The sequence below is a fragment of the Brevundimonas sp. CEF1 genome, from assembly GCF_051353055.1.
GTDB lineage: Bacteria > Pseudomonadota > Alphaproteobacteria > Caulobacterales > Caulobacteraceae > Brevundimonas.
Genome location: NZ_CP195593.1, coordinates 2,664,804 through 2,683,536, shown reverse-complemented (window position 1 = coordinate 2,683,536; position 18,733 = coordinate 2,664,804). Strand labels below are relative to the sequence as shown.

12 protein-coding genes are annotated in these 18,733 nt (G+C 68.5%); 4 read left to right on the top strand and 8 right to left on the bottom strand.

What is annotated here, in order from left to right; translation table 11 throughout:
- Positions 1-266 precede the first annotated feature (266 nt).
- Positions 267-815 carry a DUF2939 domain-containing protein gene (locus ACR9FL_RS13585; protein ID WP_436355948.1) on the top strand — a complete coding sequence of 183 codons (549 nt, stop codon included), beginning with the start codon at positions 267-269 and terminating at the stop codon, positions 813-815.
- A 232-nt stretch (positions 816-1,047) separates the two neighbouring features.
- On the opposite strand, the gene alaS is transcribed toward ACR9FL_RS13585, so the two are convergent.
- The 7 genes from alaS to ACR9FL_RS13550 form a co-directional block, all read right to left on the bottom strand.
- Positions 1,048-3,693 carry an alanine--tRNA ligase gene (alaS, locus tag ACR9FL_RS13580; protein ID WP_436355947.1) on the bottom strand — a complete coding sequence of 882 codons (2,646 nt, stop codon included), beginning with the start codon at positions 3,691-3,693 and terminating at the stop codon, positions 1,048-1,050.
- 260 nt (positions 3,694-3,953) lie between these two features.
- Positions 3,954-4,436: a ribonuclease E activity regulator RraA gene (rraA, locus tag ACR9FL_RS13575; protein WP_436355946.1), complete on the bottom strand. Its 483-nt coding sequence runs from the start codon at positions 4,434-4,436 to the stop codon at positions 3,954-3,956.
- A 409-nt stretch (positions 4,437-4,845) separates the two neighbouring features.
- Positions 4,846-5,925 carry a recombinase RecA gene (gene recA / locus ACR9FL_RS13570; protein WP_105563830.1) on the bottom strand — a complete coding sequence of 360 codons (1,080 nt, stop codon included), beginning with the start codon at positions 5,923-5,925 and terminating at the stop codon, positions 4,846-4,848.
- Positions 5,926-6,069: 144 nt separating this feature from the next.
- Positions 6,070-7,581: a CHAD domain-containing protein gene (locus tag ACR9FL_RS13565; protein ID WP_436355945.1), complete on the bottom strand. Its 1,512-nt coding sequence runs from the start codon at positions 7,579-7,581 to the stop codon at positions 6,070-6,072.
- A 304-nt stretch (positions 7,582-7,885) separates the two neighbouring features.
- A complete protein-coding gene (locus ACR9FL_RS13560) occupies positions 7,886-8,635 on the bottom strand; it encodes an SDR family NAD(P)-dependent oxidoreductase (protein WP_436355944.1) in 750 nt (249 codons plus the stop codon).
- Between the two features lie 122 nt (positions 8,636-8,757).
- Entirely contained in the window at positions 8,758-10,641 is a 1,884-nt protein-coding gene (gene acs, locus ACR9FL_RS13555) for an acetate--CoA ligase (RefSeq protein WP_436358161.1), read from the bottom strand.
- An 80-nt stretch (positions 10,642-10,721) separates the two neighbouring features.
- The gene (locus tag ACR9FL_RS13550) at positions 10,722-12,071 is read right to left on the bottom strand and encodes a DcaP family trimeric outer membrane transporter (RefSeq protein ID WP_436355943.1); all 1,350 of its coding nucleotides are present in this window, start codon (positions 12,069-12,071) and stop codon (positions 10,722-10,724) included.
- 172 nt (positions 12,072-12,243) lie between these two features.
- Between ACR9FL_RS13550 and ACR9FL_RS13545 the strand changes: the two genes are divergently transcribed.
- Positions 12,244-12,858 carry a response regulator transcription factor gene (locus tag ACR9FL_RS13545; protein WP_296175842.1) on the top strand — a complete coding sequence of 205 codons (615 nt, stop codon included), beginning with the start codon at positions 12,244-12,246 and terminating at the stop codon, positions 12,856-12,858.
- A gap of 169 nt (positions 12,859-13,027) precedes the next feature.
- On the opposite strand, the gene ACR9FL_RS13540 is transcribed toward ACR9FL_RS13545, so the two are convergent.
- A complete protein-coding gene (locus ACR9FL_RS13540; protein WP_296175841.1) occupies positions 13,028-13,180 on the bottom strand; it encodes a hypothetical protein in 153 nt (50 codons plus the stop codon).
- A 252-nt stretch (positions 13,181-13,432) separates the two neighbouring features.
- On the opposite strand from ACR9FL_RS13540, the gene ACR9FL_RS13535 reads away from it, so the two are divergent.
- Together ACR9FL_RS13535 and ACR9FL_RS13530 are read left to right on the top strand one after the other, a co-directional pair.
- Positions 13,433-15,106, top strand: coding sequence for an MFS transporter (locus ACR9FL_RS13535; protein WP_436355942.1), 1,674 nt, complete (start codon positions 13,433-13,435; stop codon positions 15,104-15,106).
- A gap of 232 nt (positions 15,107-15,338) precedes the next feature.
- Entirely contained in the window at positions 15,339-18,725 is a 3,387-nt protein-coding gene (locus ACR9FL_RS13530; RefSeq protein WP_436355941.1) for a hybrid sensor histidine kinase/response regulator, read from the top strand.
- Positions 18,726-18,733: the final 8 nt, after the last annotated feature.

The following is an 18,733-nucleotide window of genomic DNA, read 5'->3' as shown; positions in this document are numbered from 1 at the left end:
CCGCCTCCATCCCAACCGCCGTCATCCTCGGGCTTGACCCGAGGATCGGACTGTCCGCCTGCGCGACGTCGACGAGGAGTAGCGCGCCCTAACGCTCGATCCTCGGGTCAAGCCCGAGGATGACGGCGGGGGTGTAACGACGTCCAAGGGTTAACGACGCCCTTGAGCGCCCCCTCGAACCATGCCCTTAATGTCCTTGGGGGTTTTCGAGGTCGTGTGCGTCACATGTCGCTTACCCGTCGCGTTCGTAAGGCAGGGGAGGGCCGATGAACCAGAAGCTGATCATTCGACTGGGGGGCGCCGCCGTGGCGGTCTTTGTCCTGGCCTATGCCGCATCGCCCCTGTTGGCGGCGCGGTCGCTGGTGCAGGCGGCCAAGAGCGGCGATGAGAAGGCGCTGGAACGCCAGGTCGACTTTCCCGCCTTCCGCGCCAGCCTGAAGGACGAACTGAGCGCCCGCATGGTCGCCGAGATGCGCAAGGACGACCGTCTGGGCGGTCTGTCGGGCCTGGGCATGCTGCTGGCCCCGACCCTGGTGGGCGGCGCCGTGGACGCCTTCGTCACGCCCCAGGCCATCTCGGCCATGGTGAGGGAGGGCGAGGCGCCCAAGCCCGATCTGGCCAAGGTCGAGCCCGAGGTCGGGCCGAAACCTGAAAGCAAGAAGGTGCGCCAGTCCTGGGGCTACCGCGACCTCGACACCTTCGCCGTCACCCTGACCCGCGACGACCAGCCGGACGAGCAGGTCTCCCTGCTGATGAAGCGCCGCAACCTGTTCGGCTGGAAGCTGGCGGGGATTGATCTAAGTAGGCCGGAGTAGCCCGAGCGTCTCCCTTCCCCCTCGAGGGGGAAGGGTCGGGGATGGGGGTGTGCGCGCCTGGCTTTAAGGTTGTGACGCAGGAGGCGCGACGTCTCGCGCGCTAGATTTTCAAGCCTCCTGCCTTCACCCCCACCCAACCCTCCCCCCTCGAGGGGGAGGGCTTTGAACGAGCCAAAGAAAAAGGGCGGCGCATCGGATGCGTCGCCCTTTCTGTTTCAGCCTGTAAGGGCGATCAGCCCTTCAGCGCGGCCCGGACAGCCTCCAGACCGGCTTCGGCCTTGGACCCGTCCGGGGCGCCGCCCTGGGCGAAGTCGGGCTTGCCGCCGGCGCCCTTGCCGCCCATGGCGATGACGGCGTCGCGGGCCAGGTCGGCCGCATTTACCTTGCCGGCCATGTCCGGCGTGGCGGCGACGGTGATGGCCGCCTTGCCGTCGGTGACGCCGACCAGGGCGACGACGCCCGAGCCGATCTGCTTCTTGAAGTCCTCGGCCACGCCGCGCAGGCCCTTGCCGTCCACACCGTCGAGGACGCGGGCGATCAGGGTGACGCCGTTGATGGTTTCCGGGGCCGCATTGGCGCCCGCGCCGCCGCCCAGGGCCAGCTGCTTCTTCAGGTCGGCGACCTGCTTCTCCAGCGCCTTGCGTTCGGCGCTCAGAGCCTCGACCCGGGCCGGAACATCGGCGGTCTGGATCTTGAACGTCTGGGCCAGTTGGCGGGCGACATTGGCCTGATCCAGCAGGAAGCGGCGGGCCGCGTCGCCGGTCAGGGCCTCGATGCGGCGGACGCCGGCGGCCACGCCGCCTTCCGACACGATCTTGAACAGGGCGATGTCGCCGGTGCGGTGGACGTGGGTGCCGCCGCACAGTTCCACCGAATAGGCGCCGTCACCCGACAGGGCGTGGCCCAGGGTCAGGACGCGGACCTCGTCGCCGTACTTCTCGCCGAACAGGGCGACGGCGCCGGCCTCGATGGCGGCCTCGGGGTTCATCAGTTCGGTGGTGGTCGGGATGTTCTGACGGATGACCGCGTTCACCTCGTCCTCGATCCGGGCGATCTCCTCGTCCGTCAGCGGGGCGTTGTGGCTGAAGTCGAAGCGCATGCGCTCGGCGTCGACCATCTGGCCCTTCTGGGCGACGTGGGGGCCGAGCACGTTCTTCAGCGCGGCGTGCAGCAGGTGGGCGGCCGAGTGGTTGGCGCGGGTGGTCGGGCGCGAGCCGGGCTCGACCGTGGCGGTCACCGTGGCGCCGACCGTCAGGGCCGCGCCCTGGGCGACCTGGACCGCGTGGACGAACAGATCGGCGTGCTTCTTGGTGTCCAGAACCCGGCCTTCGCCATTGGTCCAGACGAAGCCGCCCTTGTCGCCGGCCTGACCGCCGCCTTCGCCGTAGAAGGGGGTCTGGTTCAGCACCACTTCGACGACCTCGCCGGCCTCTGCGGCCTCGACAGCCACGCCGTCCTTCAGGATGGCGACGACCTGGCCTTCGCCGGTCTCGCTGTCATAGCCGGTGAACTGGGTCACGCCGTGCTGGTCGCGCAGGGCCAGCCAGGCGCCGGCCGAGGCCGTCTGGCCCGAGCCGGTCCAGTGCTCGCGCGAACGGGCGCGCTGTTCTTCCATGGCGCTCTGGAAACCGTCGACATTGACCGAGAAGCCGCGACGGCGGGCCTCGTCCTGCGTCAGGTCCAGCGGGAAGCCGTAGGTGTCATAGAGGGTGAAGGCCGTCTGGCCGTCCAGCATGTCGCCGGCCTTGAAGTCGGTCGTGGCCTGATCGAACAGGTTCATGCCGCGGCCGAGCGTGGTGCGGAAGCGGATCTCTTCCTGCTTCAGCGTGTCCTCGATGAAGGCCTGGGCGCGGCTCAGTTCGGGATAGGCCTCGCCCATCTCCTGAACCAGGGTCGGCACCAGACGGTGCATCAGCGGGTCGGTCGAACCCAGCAGGTGGGCGTGACGCATGGCGCGGCGCATGATGCGGCGCAGGACATAGCCCCGGCCTTCGTTCGACGGGGTCACGCCGTCGGCGATCAGGAAGGAGGCCGAACGCAGGTGGTCGGCGATGACCCGGTGCGACGGCGCGCGCTCGCCCTCGGCCTTGGTGCTGGTCAGCTCTTCCGAGGCGTTGATCAGGGTCTTGAACAGGTCGACGTCATAGTTGGAATGGACGCCCTGCAGGACGGCGGCGATGCGCTCCAGACCCATGCCGGTGTCGACCGACTTCTTGGGCAGTTCGCGAACGATCTTGTCGTTCTCCTTCTCGAACTGCATGAAGACGTTGTTCCAGATCTCGACGAAGCGGTCGCCGTCCTCATCGGGGCTGCCGGGAGGACCGCCGAAGATGTGGTCGCCGTGGTCGTAGAAGATTTCGGTGCAGGGGCCGCTCGGACCTGAGTCGCCCATGGCCCAGAAGTTGTCAGTCGTGGGAATGCGGATGATCTTCTCGTCCGCGAAGCCGGTGACCTTCTTCCAGATGTCGAAGGCTTCGTCATCGGTGTGATAGACGGTGACCAGCAGACGCTTGGGATCAAGGCCGAACTCCTTGGTCAGCAGGGTCCAGGCGCTCTCGATGGCGTGGTCCTTGAAGTAGTCGCCGAACGAGAAGTTGCCGAGCATCTCAAAGAAGGTGTGGTGACGCGCCGTATAGCCGACGTTGTCCAGGTCGTTGTGCTTGCCGCCGGCGCGGACGCACTTCTGCGACGAGGTGGCGCGCTTGTAGGGCGGGACCGCCGCGCCGGTGAAATAGTCCTTGAACGGCACCATGCCCGCGTTGACGAACAGCAGGGTCGGGTCGTTCTGCGGCACCAGCGGAGCCGACTGCACCTTCTCGTGACCGTCGGCCGCGAAGTAGTCGAGGAAGGTGGAGCGGATCTGTTTCAGGCTGGTCATGGCGTATCGCTCTAAGGAATTCAGGCGCGCGGGGAGAATATCGGAACGCGCCTCATATAGGGATTTTGCGCCGAACGCATCACTGGCGCGTGATCAGGGGTGTTGGGGGCTCGCTTTTTCCTCCCCATTTCCATGGGGAGGGGGACCACGCAGTGGTGGAGGGGGCGACACAGAGGCCAACCGTTGAGACGCCCCCTCCGTCACGGCGCTGGCGCGCCGCGCCACCTCCCCATCGCTTCGCGACAGGGAGGAAAGCACTGTCAGCCGTGCAGCCGCTGCGGCGCGACCACCACCCCGTCCGCATCGGCGTAGAGCCAGTCGCCGGGGGTGAAGATGACGCCGCCGAAGCTGGTGGGGATGTCGACCTCGCCGATGGCGTCGCGGTCGGCGCGCAGGGGGATGGTCCCCACGGCCTTGATCCCCACGGGCATGGTGTCGATCACGCCGCTGTCACGGACGGCGCCGAAGACGACGATGCCGGCCCAGCCGTTGTCGATGGCCAAGCTGGCCAGGTTGTCGCCGACCAGGGCGCGCTTCAGCGAGCCGCCGCCATTGACCACCAGAACCGCGCCCTGGCCGGGCCGCTCCAGCGCCTGGCGGACCAGGGCATTGTCGTCCAGCACGCTGAGGGTGCGGATCGGGCCGTGGAAGGCCGCGACCTGACCGAAGCTGCGGAACGGGGTGTGGCAGACCTTCACCATGTCGGGGTGGGCGTCGCACAGGTCGGCGGTGGCGGTGGTCATGGGAAGGCTCCGGTTCTTTGCGGTCAAGTCTGCCCGGCGAGGCGGGGCGAGAAAAGAGGCGGCTTTTCAACACCCGCTCATCCCCGCGGAGGCGGGGACCCAGTGAGAGCGCCAGTCCAGGGCTATCCTTTCAAGCGTAGCGTCTTGAAGCCAAAGCTCTGGGTCCCCGCTTCCGCGGGGATGAGCGGAGATTTGGGGCGCTGATTGTTGGCGGGCTGGGCGGCGATGCCCCAAAGAAAAAAGAGGCCCGCCCGATGCGGATCGGGCGGCCAGGTTCCAAACAAAAAGAGGCCCGCCCGATGCGGATCGGGCGGGCCGGCTCCGTCCGACCGACCCCGCGGGGTCGGTAGGCGGGTCGCGGGGACGACGGACGGAAGCTGTGTCGGAGGGCTGGATCAGCTCTCCAGATTCATCCTTCGAGGTCTTGGCCTTCATCAGGCTCGGGCGCGCCCAGCATGTCGTCGGCGATCTTGGCCGTGGACTGACGCACGGCCTTCTCGATGGCGAGGGCCATGTCGGGATTGTTCTTGAGAAACTCCTTGGCGTTCTCGCGGCCCTGACCGATGCGGGTGGAGTCGTAGGAGAACCAGGAGCCGGACTTCTCGATGATGTTGGCCTTGACCCCCAGGTCGATGATCTCGCCGATCTTGGAGATGCCTTCGCCGTACATGATGTCGAAGATGACCTCACGGAACGGCGGAGCGACCTTGTTCTTGACCACCTTGACGCGGGTGGTGTTGCCGACGACCTCGTCGCGGTTCTTGATCGCGCCGGTGCGGCGGATGTCGAGGCGGACCGAGGCGTAGAATTTCAGCGCATTGCCGCCCGTCGTCGTCTCCGGCGAGCCGTACATGACGCCGATCTTGTGGCGGATCTGGTTGATGAAGAGGACGATGCACTTCGACTTGGAGATCGAGGCCGTCAGCTTGCGCAGGGCCTGCGACATCAGCCGGGCCTGAAGGCCGGGCAGGCTGTCGCCCATCTCGCCCTCGATTTCGGCGCGGGGCGTAAGCGCGGCGACCGAGTCGACCACCACGATGTCCACGGCGCCCGAACGCACCAGGGTGTCGACGATTTCCAGCGCCTGTTCACCCGTGTCGGGCTGCGACACGAGCAGGTCGTCCAGGTTCACGCCCAGCTTTTGGGCATAGACCGGGTCCAGGGCGTGCTCGGCGTCGACGAAGGCGGCCACGCCGCCCTTCTTCTGAACCTCGGCCACGGTGTGCAGGGCCAGGGTCGTCTTGCCCGAGGATTCGGGGCCAAACACCTCGATCACCCGCCCAACCGGCAGACCGCCGATGCCGAGCGCCATGTCCAGGCCCAGCGAACCGGTCGAGACGCTTTCGATTTCATTCACCTGCCCGGCCTTGCCGAGCTTCATCACCGAGCCCTTGCCAAAGGCGCGATCGATCTGCGCGATCGCCGCCTCTAGAGCGCGTTGCTTTTCGCCGTCTTCTTTACCCACGAGCTTCAATGCCGCCTGTGCCATTGGTTTTCTCTCCCTTGCCATGATTCCATTCTGGGCTTTGGGAGAGACCCGCCAGGACCCGCTCCCTCTGTGAGACGGACTATGTGCATGGTTTGTTCTGGTTCACAAGATGTTCTCATTTGGCGCCTGAGAACAAAATGCGATCTACGACCGTTTCTGACGTGACTTTCGCCCGGTCCAGAAGGACTTGGTGTCGTGGAAACGCCCGCAGGCCTTGATTGCGGCGGCCATAAGCATGGCCTCGTCGCGCTCGCGCCGGCCGATGACGCGCCCGGCGGCGAAGGCGATGTCTGGGTCGTCCAGATGGGCCTCTCCGGGGATTTTGTCGCGCGCCACGGCCAGGTCGTTCAGTTCGCCGAGCGTGTCCTGCAGACGTTCCAGCGCCTTCAGATAGCGGGCGCGGCGGCGACGGGCAGGAAAGAGGTCGGCGAAGAACTCGGCGGCGTAGCGCAGGCGCTTGGCGCGGATGCGCAGGTGATGGCGGGCCTCGGCGTCCAGGTCGGTGAGGTCGCGGGCGCGGTGTTTGACCTGATGATGCAGGCGGCTCAGGGCCTCGACGGCGAAGGGGGCGACCGGATCGTCGGGCAGGGCGGCCGTCTCGATCCAGGCGGTCGTCTCCAGCATCAGCAGGGCGTAGCGCGGCGCGGCGATGGCGGCCAGCACGCGATCATAGGCCTGACCCCGCGCGGTCAGCAGATGACGGCCCAAGGCCGCGAGGCCGGGCGAGCGGGCCTCCAAGGCGGCGGGGTGGAAGACGTCGCGGATGAAGACGTCGAGGTCGCGGGCGGCGTCGGCCTCGTGCGCCAGCCACTTCAGCTCGGTCTCGATGCGTTCGCGCTCGGGCTCGGCCAGCAGAGGTTTGAAGACGCCGACGGCGGCGCGCAGGCGGCGTAAGGCCACCCGCATCTGATGCACGGCCTCGGGGCGGCGCACGATCCGCAACAGTTCGGCGTTGGCCGAGACCTGGGCCAGACAGGCCATGGCGATGCGGCGAAAGGCGGTCGCCGTCGTCGCGTCCGGCGACAGGGGCGTGGCCTCCGCGCGACGGGGACTGCGGCTTATCCCTTCGGCCAGCCGCCAGCCGCGCTCGGCCTTGCTTTCGAACACCGGGACGATGGCCAGATCGCGCGCCAGCCGCCGGGCCAGGCTGAACAGGGCGACGGGCGGACCCGCCTTCAGTTCCAACTCCAGTTCGTAGATGGGCTCGCGTTGCCGGCCCGCCGACAGCTCGCCCGCGTCGAAGGCGACCTCGATCAGCGCGCCGTCCCACTCGACCATGCGGATGCGGCGCACGACCGTTGTGGCGAAGCGGGGCGACAGGTCGCGGCGGCGGCCCTTCAGTCGTTTGTGCGCGGGTGTGGCTTTCAGGGCGGACAGGTCGAGCGCCTCGGTGGCGACGGGGATCTCCCACTCGTCGCGCGCGGTCTGACCGGGGGCGGTCTGGCGCTTCAGGGTCTGGACGAAGCCGTCCGGGGTGGTCCGCACCCGCAGGCCGCACCCGGCCCCGCGCAGGACGCCGTCTGGGGTGTCGAAATAGACCGAGCGCAGGGACTGGCTGGTCTGGGGGCCTTGCAGCGCCGGGTGGCCCGACAGGCGCACGACCGCGCCCGGCCCGAGGCGGAACTTCAGCTCGGTTTCGGTTGCGGGCGCGGCCATGGGGGGAGTTTAGGCCTCTCGCCGTCATCCCGGAAGCGGCGAAGCTGCTATCCGGGACCGCAGGAAGCGCAGGTGGCGTGTGGGGCGGTCCCGGCTCTGCGCCTCTCTGCGAGAGGCTTGGCCGGGATGACGACCTCTTTCTTTCGTCATCCTCCGACGAGCGAAGCGAGATCGGGGGACCCAGCGGCGCCGAAGGCGATCTTCACGGCAGGCGCCGCGCGTGGCTCTGTCGCCCTCACGGGCGCCGCTGGGTCCCCCGGTCTGCGCCGCTGCGCGGCTTGCCGGAGGATGACGGAAGAGAAGATCAGCCCCGCGCCACCTGGAAGCCGGCGAAGGACTGGCTGACCGGCATCAGTTCGAGCGCATTGATGTTCAGGTGCGGCGGCAGGGTCGCGACCCAGAACAGGGTCTCGGCGATGTCCTCGCCCGTCATCGGCTGGGCGCCGCCGTAGAGGGCGTCGGATGCGGCCTGATCGCCGCTGGTGCGGACCAGGGTGAACTCGGTCTCGGTCATGCCGGGCTCGATGGAGGTGACGCGGACCCCGGTCCCGTGCAGGTCGGACCGCAGGCCCAGCGAGAACTGGCGCACGAAGGCCTTGGTGCCGCCATAGGCGTTGCCGCCCTTGTAGGGATAGGTCGCGGCGATCGAGCTGATGTTCAGGATGGCGCCCTTGCGTGCGATCAGGCGCGGCAGCAGGCGGTGGGTGATGGTGACCAGGCCAGTGATGTTGGTGTCGATCATCTGACGCCACTGATCCAGATCGGCGTCCTGGGCGGCGGCGGTCCCCAACGCCAGGCCGGCGTTATTGATCAGGACGTCGATGTCGCCAAAACCCTCGGGCAGGGCCTCCAGGGCCGCGTCGATGGCGGCCTCGTCGCGGATGTCGAAGGCGAGGGGATGGACCACGTCGGCGCCCAGCTCAGTCACCAGTTCGTCCAGACGCTCGGCGCGGCGGCCGGTGGCGATGATCTTCCAGCCCGCCGAGGCGAAGCGGCGCGCCGCCGCCTGTCCGATGCCTGCCGTGGCGCCGGTGATGAGGACGGTTCCGCTCATGGTCTGCTCCTGTTCGCTGTCGGGGCTGTCTAGCGCCGCCGCAGCCCAGGCTCAAATGACGAAACGGCCGACGCCCCTTTCGGAACGCCGGCCGCTTGCTCCGGGGAGAGGCGGTGGGGTCGTCAGGCGGCCCGGTTCTTCACCAGGTCGTCGACGACCGAAGGGTCGGCCAGGGTCGAGGTGTCGCCGAGCGCCCCGATCTCGTTCTCGGCGATCTTGCGCAGGATGCGCCGCATGATCTTGCCCGAGCGGGTCTTGGGCAGGCCCGGCGCCCACTGGATCACGTCGGGGGCGGCGATGGGGCCGATCTCTTCGCGCACCTGGGCGATCAGGGCCTTGCGCAGGTCTTCGGTCGCCTCGACCCCCTTGTTCAGGGTGACATAGGCGTAGATGCCCTGACCCTTGATGTCGTGGGGGAAGCCGACGACGGCGGCCTCGGCCACATCGTCGTGCAGGACCAGGGCGCTCTCGACCTCGGCCGTGCCCATGCGGTGGCCCGAGACATTGATGACGTCATCGACCCGGCCGGTGATCCAGTAGTAGCCGTCCGCGTCGCGGCGGCAGCCGTCGCCGGTGAAATACTTGCCCGGATAGGTCGAGAAATAGGTGTCGAAGAAGCGCTGGTGGTCGCCATAGACCGTCCGCATCTGGCCCGGCCAGCTGTCGGTGATGCAGAGGTTGCCCTCGGTCGCGCCTTCCAGCACGCCGCCCTCGGCGTCGACGATCTGCAACTCGACGCCGGGCAGGGGCTTGGTGGCCGAGCCGGGCTTGAGGTCGGTCGCGCCCGGCAGGGGCGAGATCAGCACGCCGCCGGTCTCGGTCTGCCACCAGGTGTCGACGATGGGCAGGCGGCCGTCGCCGACCACCTCATGATACCAGCGCCAGGCCTCGGGATTGATCGGTTCGCCGACGCTGCCCAGCAGGCGCAGGGACTTGCGGCTGGTCGCCTTCACCGGCGCGTCGCCTTCGCGCATCAGCGAGCGCAGGGCGGTGGGGGCGGTGTAGAAGATCTCGACCTTGTGCTTGTCGATGACCTGCCAGAAGCGGCTCACGCTCGGATAGTTGGGCACGCCCTCGAACAGGAGGGTCGTGGCCCCATTGGCCAGGGGGCCGTAGACGCCATAGGAGTGACCCGTCACCCAGCCCACGTCGGCGGTGCACCAGAAGACCTCGCCGGGGCGGTAATCGAAGACCAGTTCGTGGGTGTAGCTGGCCCAGAACAGATAGCCGCCGGTGGTGTGCAGCACGCCCTTGGGTTTGCCGGTCGAACCCGAGGTGTAGAGGATGAAGAGCGGGTCCTCGGCCTGCATCGGCTCGGGATGGCAGTGGGCCGTGACTTTCGCCGCCTCGGTCTCATAGTCCCGGTCGCGGCCCTCGACGAAGCCGACCTCGGCGCCGGTGTGACGGATCAGCAGGACGCCGTCGACGCCCGAGACCTTTTCCAGGGCCTTGTCGACATTCGCCTTCAGCGGGACCTTCTTGCCGCCGCGGCAGCCCTCGTCGGCGGTGATGACGAAGGTGGAGCCGCAGTCCTCGATGCGCCCGGCGATGCTGTCGGGCGAGAAGCCGCCGAAGATGACCGAGTGGACCGCGCCGATGCGGGCGCAGGCCAGCATGGCGTAGGCGGCCTCCGGGATCATCGGCAGATAGATGGTGACGCGGTCGCCTTTGCGGACGCCGTTGGCCTTGAGCACATTGGCCATGCGGCAGACGCGTTCGTGCAACTGGCCGTAGGTGACATGCTCGCTGTCGGTCGGCTCGTCGCCTTCCCAGATGATGGCGGTGTCATTGGCGCGGTGGGGCAGGTGGCGATCGATGCAGTTGGCCGAGACGTTCAGCACCCCGTCCTCGAACCAGCGAATGCGGAAGTCGGCCTTGTCGAACGACACGTCCTTGATCTTGGACGGGAAGGTCATCCAGTCGAGGCGCTTGGCCTGTTCGCCATAATAGGCCTCGGGGGTCTCGCGCGCCGCGATCCGGGCCGCGTCATAGCCGGCGCGGTCCATGTGGGCGCGCGCGGCCAGGTCGGCGGGGACGGGATAGATTTCCGGATCAGACACGCGCGCTTTCCTCCCAGTGGTGCGTTTTAGAAGCCGTATTTGGCGAACAGGATCAGACGGGTCATGTCGCCGTCCAGTCCCGACTCCAGCTTGCGGTCAGCGAACATCAGTTCGGCCCCGACATCAAACGCCGTGACCGGCGACCAGATGAGGTTGGCGTGGATGCTCTGGGCCGAGCGGTTGGCGCCCGTCCCGGTCAGCAGGACGTCGTTGTCCACCTTCTGCGCCGACCAGATCAGGCTGGAGCGCCAGCCCGGCGTCCAGACGTGGCGATAGGCGGCGAACCCGGCCAGAACGCCGATGGCGTCCAACTGGCCCGAGGCGTCAAGCACCGCATCGTTGGAGAAGTTCAGCCCGACATAGCGGCCGATGCCTTCGCCGCCGGTCAGCATCAGGCGGATGTCGTCCTGGGCGCCGACCTTGATCCTGGTCGAGGCCGACAGGCCCCAGCCGGTCGCCGTGTCGTCGATATTGCTGGCGGGGTTCTCGTACTTGAGCTGGCGCAGCAGGCCGGCGAACTGCAGGTCGCCCCAGGGGCGGCTGATGGCGTAGCGGGCCGTCAGGTCGGGCAGGCTGTTGTCGTCGGCGATGACGCGCGTCCCGCCGCCAAAGGGGGTGACGGTGGTCTCGGGGTTCTCGACCGAAACCGAGAAGGGACCGCGCGTGTAACGAACCTGAACTTGCCGGGCGAAGACCGTGCCCTCGGCGGCGCCGACGAAGTCCGCCGATTCCGGCAGGACGGCGGTGTTCTGGAAATTGGTCCATTCCTGACCGATCAGCCAGTTGTCGATGGTGACGAAGGCGCGGCGCAGGGCGGGGGTGGAGGCGCTGGTGATGCGCTGGTCGCCGGTTCCGGGCAGGCTCTGGAAGTCCATCTCCAGCCGCGTGCCGACCTTGTGACCGCCGACCAGGCCGTCGGTGGTCAGCCAGAAGCGCGTCTGGCGGGCGTTGAAGTCCATCGCCGTGTCTTCGTCCGCGCCGCCGACCGGGATGGAGCCGGGCAGGTGATAGTCGCGCAGCAGGTCGCCGTTGGCCGGGTCGCCCCCGGAATAGCGGGAGGCCGAGGCGTCGACCTTGATGAAGCCGCCGAACTTGACCGTGTGATCGCCGATGCGGAAGCCTTCCTCGCGCGGGGCGGTCGAGACGGGCGTCGGGGCGGGCGCGGCCGGGCGGGTCTCCAGGCGGATAATGTCCTGGGCCTGCGCCGTCTGCTGCGTGCGCGCGGCGGCGACCTCGGATTTCAGGCTGTTCAGCTCGGCCTCGAGCTGGGCGATGCGCGCCTCGAGGGCCGCATTGGCGTCCTGGGCCCAGACGGCGCCGGGGGCGAACAGAAGCGCAGCCGCAGCCGCGCCGCCGAGCAGACGGAATCTTCCCATGTCATGTCCTCCCGGGTTCATCTGATGCGAACCTCGAGACGGCAGCATTCCGCGCGGGGGCGGTTTGCGGCCATTAGCCATTGGTCTAGTTTCGACCAAAGTCGAGGCGCGGCATGGTGTCGTCACAGCGCGGCCTCGACCCGAAAAAGAACCGCGCGCGGGAAGGATTTTCATGGATCGCATCGTCGTCGCCGACGACCACCCTCTGTTTCGGGCGGCGTTGAGATCGGCCGTTGAAAAGGCCGCGCCCGGCGCCGTGATTGCGGAATGCGCCAGTCTGGCCGAGGTTCTGGCGACGCTGGCCGAAGCGCCGGCCGATCTGCTGCTGCTGGACCTCAAGCTGTCGGACAGCGAGGGCATGGGCGGCCTGACCCGCATCCGCGCCGACCATCCCGCCGTGCCGGTCGCCGTCGTCTCAGCCAGCGAGGAGCCGCCGACCGTGCGCCGCGCCCTGACCCTGGGCGCCGCCGGCTTCATTCCGAAATCCGCCGCCCTGCCGGTCATGGTCGAGGCCATCAAGACCATCCTGTCGGGCGACACATGGGCGCCGGACGTCGGCGCGGCCGGGGCCGAGGAGGGCGATCTGGAAGCCCGCATCGCCAGCCTGACGCCGTCGCAGCTGCGCATCCTCGAAGGCCTGAAGGCCGGGCGGCTGAACAAGCAGATCGCCTTCGACCTCGGCGTCACCGAGGCCACGATCAAGGCCCACCTGACCAGCGTCTTCCGCAAGCTGGGGGTGCACAACCGCACCCAGGCCGTGATCCTGGCGCAGTCGATCGATCTCTGATTTTGGAGGCTAGGGGCGCCCGAAAGGGCCGGGAGGCCTGGGCCGTCGCGCCCCTCGGCGGGATCACATCAATCCGGCCTGGGTCGCGACGGCGCTGGCCACGGCGTCAAGGATGAGCTTGAACCGCAGAGGTCGTCTGGGCCTGTAGGCCCGCAGTTTCGTCAGACGGTCAGTCCTCGGACGGCGCGGCGTCTTCCTCGGTCAGGCCCGCGGCCTTGGCGGCCTTCTTGGCGGCTTTCGCGGCGGCCTTGGCTTCGGCCTTCTTGGCTTCGGCGCGCTCGCGCTCCTGCCGTTCGAAACTGTAGTTGGGCTTACGGGCCATTGATGTCCTCTCGCGCCGGGGTCGCCTGACAGCGACGTCAAACCTTCATGTGGCCTCTGTCGCGCCTCACGACAACACGGAAACGCCGTCCAGCCCCATATTCCCGCCCGTCACGGACGACAGACGCCGCTGTTCGACCAAAGTCGCTCTCTCCAAAACCCGCGACCTGCTGTCAGTCTCCCCTTCGACGATCCGGCAACAGGATCGCGAGGAAACGGTCGCGCCACGCGACCCTAAAGGAAGGGACTGCCCATGACCGACCGCACCATGGGTGCGGCGGAGGGCGCGGAGCACACGGTCGACAAGAACGACCGGCTCGTGATTCTGGCGTCGTCCGTCGGCACCGTCATCGAATGGTACGACTTCTATCTCTACGGCTCGCTGGCCGCGATCATCACCGTCCAGTTCTTCTCGGGCGTGAACGAGACCACCGGCTATATCTTCGCCCTGATGGCCTTCGCCGCGGGCTTTGCGGTCCGGCCCTTCGGCGCCATCGTCTTCGGGCGGCTGGGCGACCTGTGGGGACGCAAGAACACCTTCCTCGTCACCATGCTGCTGATGGGTCTGTCGACCTTTGTGGTCGGCCTGCTGCCGCCCTATGCGGCCATCGGCATCGCCGCCCCGATCATCCTGGTGCTGATGCGCCTGATCCAGGGCCTGGCGCTCGGCGGTGAATACGGCGGCGCCGCCACCTACGTCGCCGAGCACGCCCCGCACGGCAAGCGCGGCTTCTACACCTCCTTCATCCAGATCACGGCGACCGCCGGTCTTGTGCTCAGCCTGGCCGTCATCCTGGGCGTCCGTTACGCCGTGGGCGAGGAAGCCTTCCTCGAATGGGGCTGGCGCATTCCCTTCCTGGTCTCGATCCTGCTGCTGGGCGTCTCGCTGTGGATTCGTCTGAAGCTGGCCGAGAGCCCCTCGTTCAAGCGCATGAAGGCTGAAGGCAAGGGCTCGACCACGCCCCTGAAGGACAGCTTCATGAAGTGGCCCAACCTGAAGCTGGTGCTGATCGCCCTCGTCGGTCTGACCGCCGGTCAGGCGGTCATCTGGTACACGGGCCAGTTCTACGCCCTCTTCTTCCTGGAGCGGGTGCTGCGGGTCGACGCCTCTCTGGTCTACATCATGCTGGCCGTCGCCCTGCTGCTGGCCTCGCCCTTCTTCATCTTCTGGGGCTGGCTGTCGGACAAGGTGGGGCGCAAGCCGATCATCCTGGCCGGCTGCCTGCTGGCGGCGATCACCTACTTCCCGCTGTTCAACGCCCTGACCGAAGCGGCCAACCCGCGTCTGGCGGCGGCGGCGGCCTCGGCGCCGGTCACGGTCTATGCCGATCCGGCGGACTGCCACCTGCAGTTCGACCCCGTGGGCAAGACGGTGTTCAACCACTCCTGCGACGTGGCCAAGTCCTATCTGGCCAAGGCCGGCGTGACCTACACCAATGTCGCGGCGCCCGCCGGGACCGTGGCCGAGGTCCGCATCGGCGATCAGGCGGTCGTTCCCAGCTTCCGCGGCGACGCCCTGACCACCGCCGACTTCGCCGCCCAGAAGAAGATTTGGGAAACCGGTCTGGGCGAGGCCCTGACCACCGCCGGCTATCCCGCCAAGGCGGACAGCGCCCTGGTCAACAAGCCGATGGTGGTGCTAATCCTCTTCATCCTCGGCTTCTATGTGACCATGGTCTACGGGCCGATCGCGGCGGCCCTGGTCGAGATGTTCCCGACCAAGATTCGCTACACCTCGATGTCGCTGCCCTATCACATCGGCAACGGCTGGTTCGGCGGCTTCCTGCCGACCACCGCCTTCGCCATGGTCGCGGCCACCGGCAATATCTACTACGGCCTCTGGTATCCGATCGTGGTGGCGCTGGCGACGGTCGTGCTCGGCTTCCTGCTGGTCAAGGAAGGCAAGGACGTCGATCTGAACGCGTAAGGCGTCAAGTTCGCCAGTTCAGGGGGCGGTTCGGTTTCGACCGGGCCGCCCTTTCTTCTATTCCCGTCATCCCGGCCGCAGCGAAGCGAAGAGCCGGGACCGCCCAAGACGCCGCCGCCAGCGCTTCTTGCGGTCCCGGATAGCGGCTGCGCCGCTTCCGGGATGACGGAAGAGATGGGTGCCTTCCCTTTTCTTCTTGTCCCCCGCCCCCGCTCCGTCCCACATGCCGGTCATGTTCAGCCTCGCGACCCTGGCCCTGGTGGCCGCCTACATGGCCGTCCTGTTCGCGGTGGCCTGGTGGTACGAGCGGCCGTCGATCAAGACGCGCGGCGGGGCGCTGGGGCCGTCGCTCTACGCCCTGTCCCTGGCCATCTATTGCACCTCGTGGACCTATTACGGGGCGGTGGGGACGGCGGCGCGTTCGGCCTGGGAATACCTGCCCATCTACATCGGCCCGGCGCTTGGCGTGACGGTGCTGTTCCCGCTGTGGAAACGGATCGCGGCGGCGGCCCGGCGCGAGAACGTCGGCTCGATGGCCGATTTCATCTCCTCGCGCTACGGCAAGAGCCCGGCCCTGGGCGCGGCGGTGGCGTTGGTGGCCATCCTGGGGTCGCTGCCCTATATCGCGCTTCAGCTGAAATCCTTGTCGATGGCGGGGGAGATGCTGACCGCGGGCACGCCCGTCGCCGGGTCCGAGAGCCTGACGGTTCTGGTCATGGCCGGGGTTCTGGCCGGGTTCGCCATCCTGTTCGGGGCGCGCCGTCCCGACCTGACCGAGCACAACCGCGGCCTGATCCAGGCCATCGGCATCGAGTCCATCGTCAAGCTGGCGGCCCTGCTGGCCGTGGCGATCTTCGCCCTCATGCTGCTACGTCACGCCCCGGCTTCAGCGGATGTGACCGCCAGCCTCGGCGATCTGGCGCGCTGGCCCGATCTGGATAGCCGTTTCTGGGCCATCATCCTGGTGGCGAGCCTGGCCATCTTCTGCCTGCCGCGTCAGTTCCACGTCGCCTTTGTCGAGGGCGGCGATCCGGCCCAGGTGAAGCGGGCGCGCTGGATATTTCCCCTCTATCTGCTGCTGACCAGTCTGGCGGTCCTGCCCCTGGTGGCGGCGGGCGGCCTGTTCGCGCCCAGCGTCAATCCCGACCTGCTGGTCCTGGCCCTGCCGTTGAACCGCGGCCATTCGGCCCTGACCGCTATCGTCTTCGTCGGCGGCTTCTCGGCGGCGACCGCCATGGTCATCGTCGAGGCCGTGGCCCTGTCGGCCATGGTGTCCAACAACCTGGTTCTGCCCCTGCTGGCCGCCGAGCGCCGGCGTCGGGGCGAGCGCGCGGGCGACATGGCGCGGGCCATCCTGAACATCCGCCGCCTGGCCATCCTCGCCCTGCTGCTGATGGCCTGGGTCTATTATCAGGCCATGGACCAGTCCAGCGGGCTGGCGGCCATGGGGCTGGTCTCCTTCGCGGCCCTGGCCCAGCTGGCGCCCGCCCTGTTCGGCGCCGTGCTGTGGCGCGGCGGGCGCTCGCGCGGGGCCTTGGCGGGGCTGGCGGTCGGGATGACGGTCTGGCTGGTCATGCTGGCGGCGCCGCAACTGGCCCCCGGTTTCGGTCTGAACGTCCCGGCCATGCTGGGGCTGGCCGACCCGTTCGCGGCCGGGGTCTTCCTCAGCCTGACGCTGAACCTCGGCGTCTTCATTCTGGTGTCCCGACTGGGGCGGCCGCGCCTGATCGACCGGGTTCAGGCCCGCGCCTTCGTCGACCGGCTGGGGCCGGACTGGATGGAGGGGCGGGGCGGCTCGGCCGGGGCCTCGGTCGGGGACCTCAAGGCCCTGGTCGCCCGCTTCATCGGCGACGAGCGGGCCGAGCGCGCCTTCGCCGCCTGGGCGCGCGAGACCGAGATCAAGCTGCGCGACGCCGACCCCGCCGACGCCGGGTTGGCCCGCGCCGCCGAGCGGATGCTGGCGGGGGCCATCGGCGCCGCCTCGGCGCGGCGCGTCATCGCCGCCGCCCTGGCCGCCGGGGGCCGCGCGCCCGAGGACGTAGTGCGGATGCTGGACGAGGCCTCGCAGGCGGTTCAGTTCAACCGCGACCTGCTGCAGACCACCCTGGACAACATCGACCAGGGCGTCAGCGTGGTGGACGAGGATCTGCGCCTGACCGCCTGGAACCGCCGCTATGTCGAGATGTTCGACCTGCCCGCCGGATTCGTCCACGTCGGCCTGCCCATCGCCGCCGTCTATCGCCTCAACGCCGAGCGGGGCGAGACCGACGCCATCACCGTTACGGGCGACATCGAGGCCTGGATCGAGCGGCGGCTGGAGGCCCTGGCCCGCCGCATCCCGCACGACCACGAGCGCGAGCAGCCGGACGGCCGGATTTTGCGATCCTCTGGCGCGCCCATTCCCGGCGGCGGCTACGCCACCAGCTATACCGACATCACCGCCCTGCGCCGCGCCGCCCGCGATCTGGAGGAGGCCAACGAGCGGCTGGAGGCCCGCGTCGCCGACCGCACCGAACGGCTGGAAGAAGCGCGCCGTCTGGCCGAGGACGCCACCGCCTCCAAGACCCGCTTTCTCGCCGCCGCCAGCCACGACCTGTTGCAGCCGCTTCACGCCGCCCGCCTGTTCATCGCCGCCCTGAAGGAGGAGCCGGCGCTGGCGGCGGGGTCGGCCGGACGCGGCCTGGCGACCAACGCCGACCGTTCCATCGACAGCGCCCACCGCCTGCTGACCGCCCTGCTGAACCTGTCCAAGCTGGAAGCGGGCGGGGTCCAGCCCGCCGTCGCCCCCCTGTCGCTGGACGCCCTGTTCGCCGAGCTGCGCCGCGAATTCGCCCCCATGGCCCGCGCCAAGGGGCTGCGACTGACGGTCGTGCCGTCGGGTCTGTGGGTCGCCTCTGACCACGACCTGCTGCGCTCCATGCTGCAGAACCTGGTCGCCAACGCCATCCGCTACACCGACCGGGGCCGGGTGCTGGTCGGGACGCGGCGCGACGGCGACACGGTGCAGATGCTGGTTTGCGACACCGGGCGGGGCATTCCCGACGCCGACCGCGAGAGCGTCTTCGGCGAGTTCGTGCGCCTGCCCGGCGCCCCGGTGGACGAGCCGGGGGCGGGTCTGGGCCTAGCCATCGTGCAGAAGCTGTCGGACCTGCTGCGCCATCCGCTGTCGATGGCGTCTCGCGTCGGACGCGGCACGACCTTCCGCGTCAGCGCCCCGCGCGCCGCCGCCCGCGAGGTTCCCGCCGCCCCCGCCGAGGGCGACGCCCGTCTGCCGCTGGCGGGCTTGCGGGTGCTGTGCGTGGACAATGAACCGGCCATCCTCGACGCCCTGACAGCCCTGTTGAGCCGCTGGGGGGCGCAGACGACCACGGCGCGCAGCGTGGCCGAAGGGATCGCGGCGCAGGGGCCGTTCGATGCGGCCCTGGTCGATCTGCATCTGGGCGACGGCGCGGACGGGCTGAGCGTGGTCGACGCCCTGCGGGCGCGGGGACTGCGCCGCATCGGCCTGGTGACGGCGGACACCCGCGAGGGGCTGAAGGATAGGGCCACGGCGGCGGGGGCTGTGCTGCTGCCCAAGCCGGTCAAGCCGGCGGCGCTGAAGGCGTTTCTGTCGCGTTAGCCGGCGAA

Excerpts from the sequence above, each read along its gene's own strand:
- ACR9FL_RS13585 (WP_436355948.1), top strand. The coding sequence starts at position 267 with ATGAACCAGAAGCTGATCATTCGACTGGGGGGCGCCGCCGTGGCGGTC.
- alaS (WP_436355947.1), bottom strand. The coding sequence starts at position 3,693 with ATGACCAGCCTGAAACAGATCCGCTCCACCTTCCTCGACTACTTCGCG.
- rraA (WP_436355946.1), bottom strand. The coding sequence starts at position 4,436 with ATGACCACCGCCACCGCCGACCTGTGCGACGCCCACCCCGACATGGTG.
- recA (WP_105563830.1), bottom strand. The coding sequence starts at position 5,925 with ATGGCACAGGCGGCATTGAAGCTCGTGGGTAAAGAAGACGGCGAAAAG.
- ACR9FL_RS13565 (WP_436355945.1), bottom strand. The coding sequence starts at position 7,581 with ATGGCCGCGCCCGCAACCGAAACCGAGCTGAAGTTCCGCCTCGGGCCG.
- ACR9FL_RS13560 (WP_436355944.1), bottom strand. The coding sequence starts at position 8,635 with ATGAGCGGAACCGTCCTCATCACCGGCGCCACGGCAGGCATCGGACAG.
- acs (WP_436358161.1), bottom strand. The coding sequence starts at position 10,641 with ATGGACCGCGCCGGCTATGACGCGGCCCGGATCGCGGCGCGCGAGACC.
- ACR9FL_RS13550 (WP_436355943.1), bottom strand. The coding sequence starts at position 12,071 with ATGGGAAGATTCCGTCTGCTCGGCGGCGCGGCTGCGGCTGCGCTTCTG.
- ACR9FL_RS13545 (WP_296175842.1), top strand. The coding sequence starts at position 12,244 with ATGGATCGCATCGTCGTCGCCGACGACCACCCTCTGTTTCGGGCGGCG.
- ACR9FL_RS13540 (WP_296175841.1), bottom strand. The coding sequence starts at position 13,180 with ATGGCCCGTAAGCCCAACTACAGTTTCGAACGGCAGGAGCGCGAGCGC.
- ACR9FL_RS13535 (WP_436355942.1), top strand. The coding sequence starts at position 13,433 with ATGACCGACCGCACCATGGGTGCGGCGGAGGGCGCGGAGCACACGGTC.
- ACR9FL_RS13530 (WP_436355941.1), top strand. The coding sequence starts at position 15,339 with ATGTTCAGCCTCGCGACCCTGGCCCTGGTGGCCGCCTACATGGCCGTC.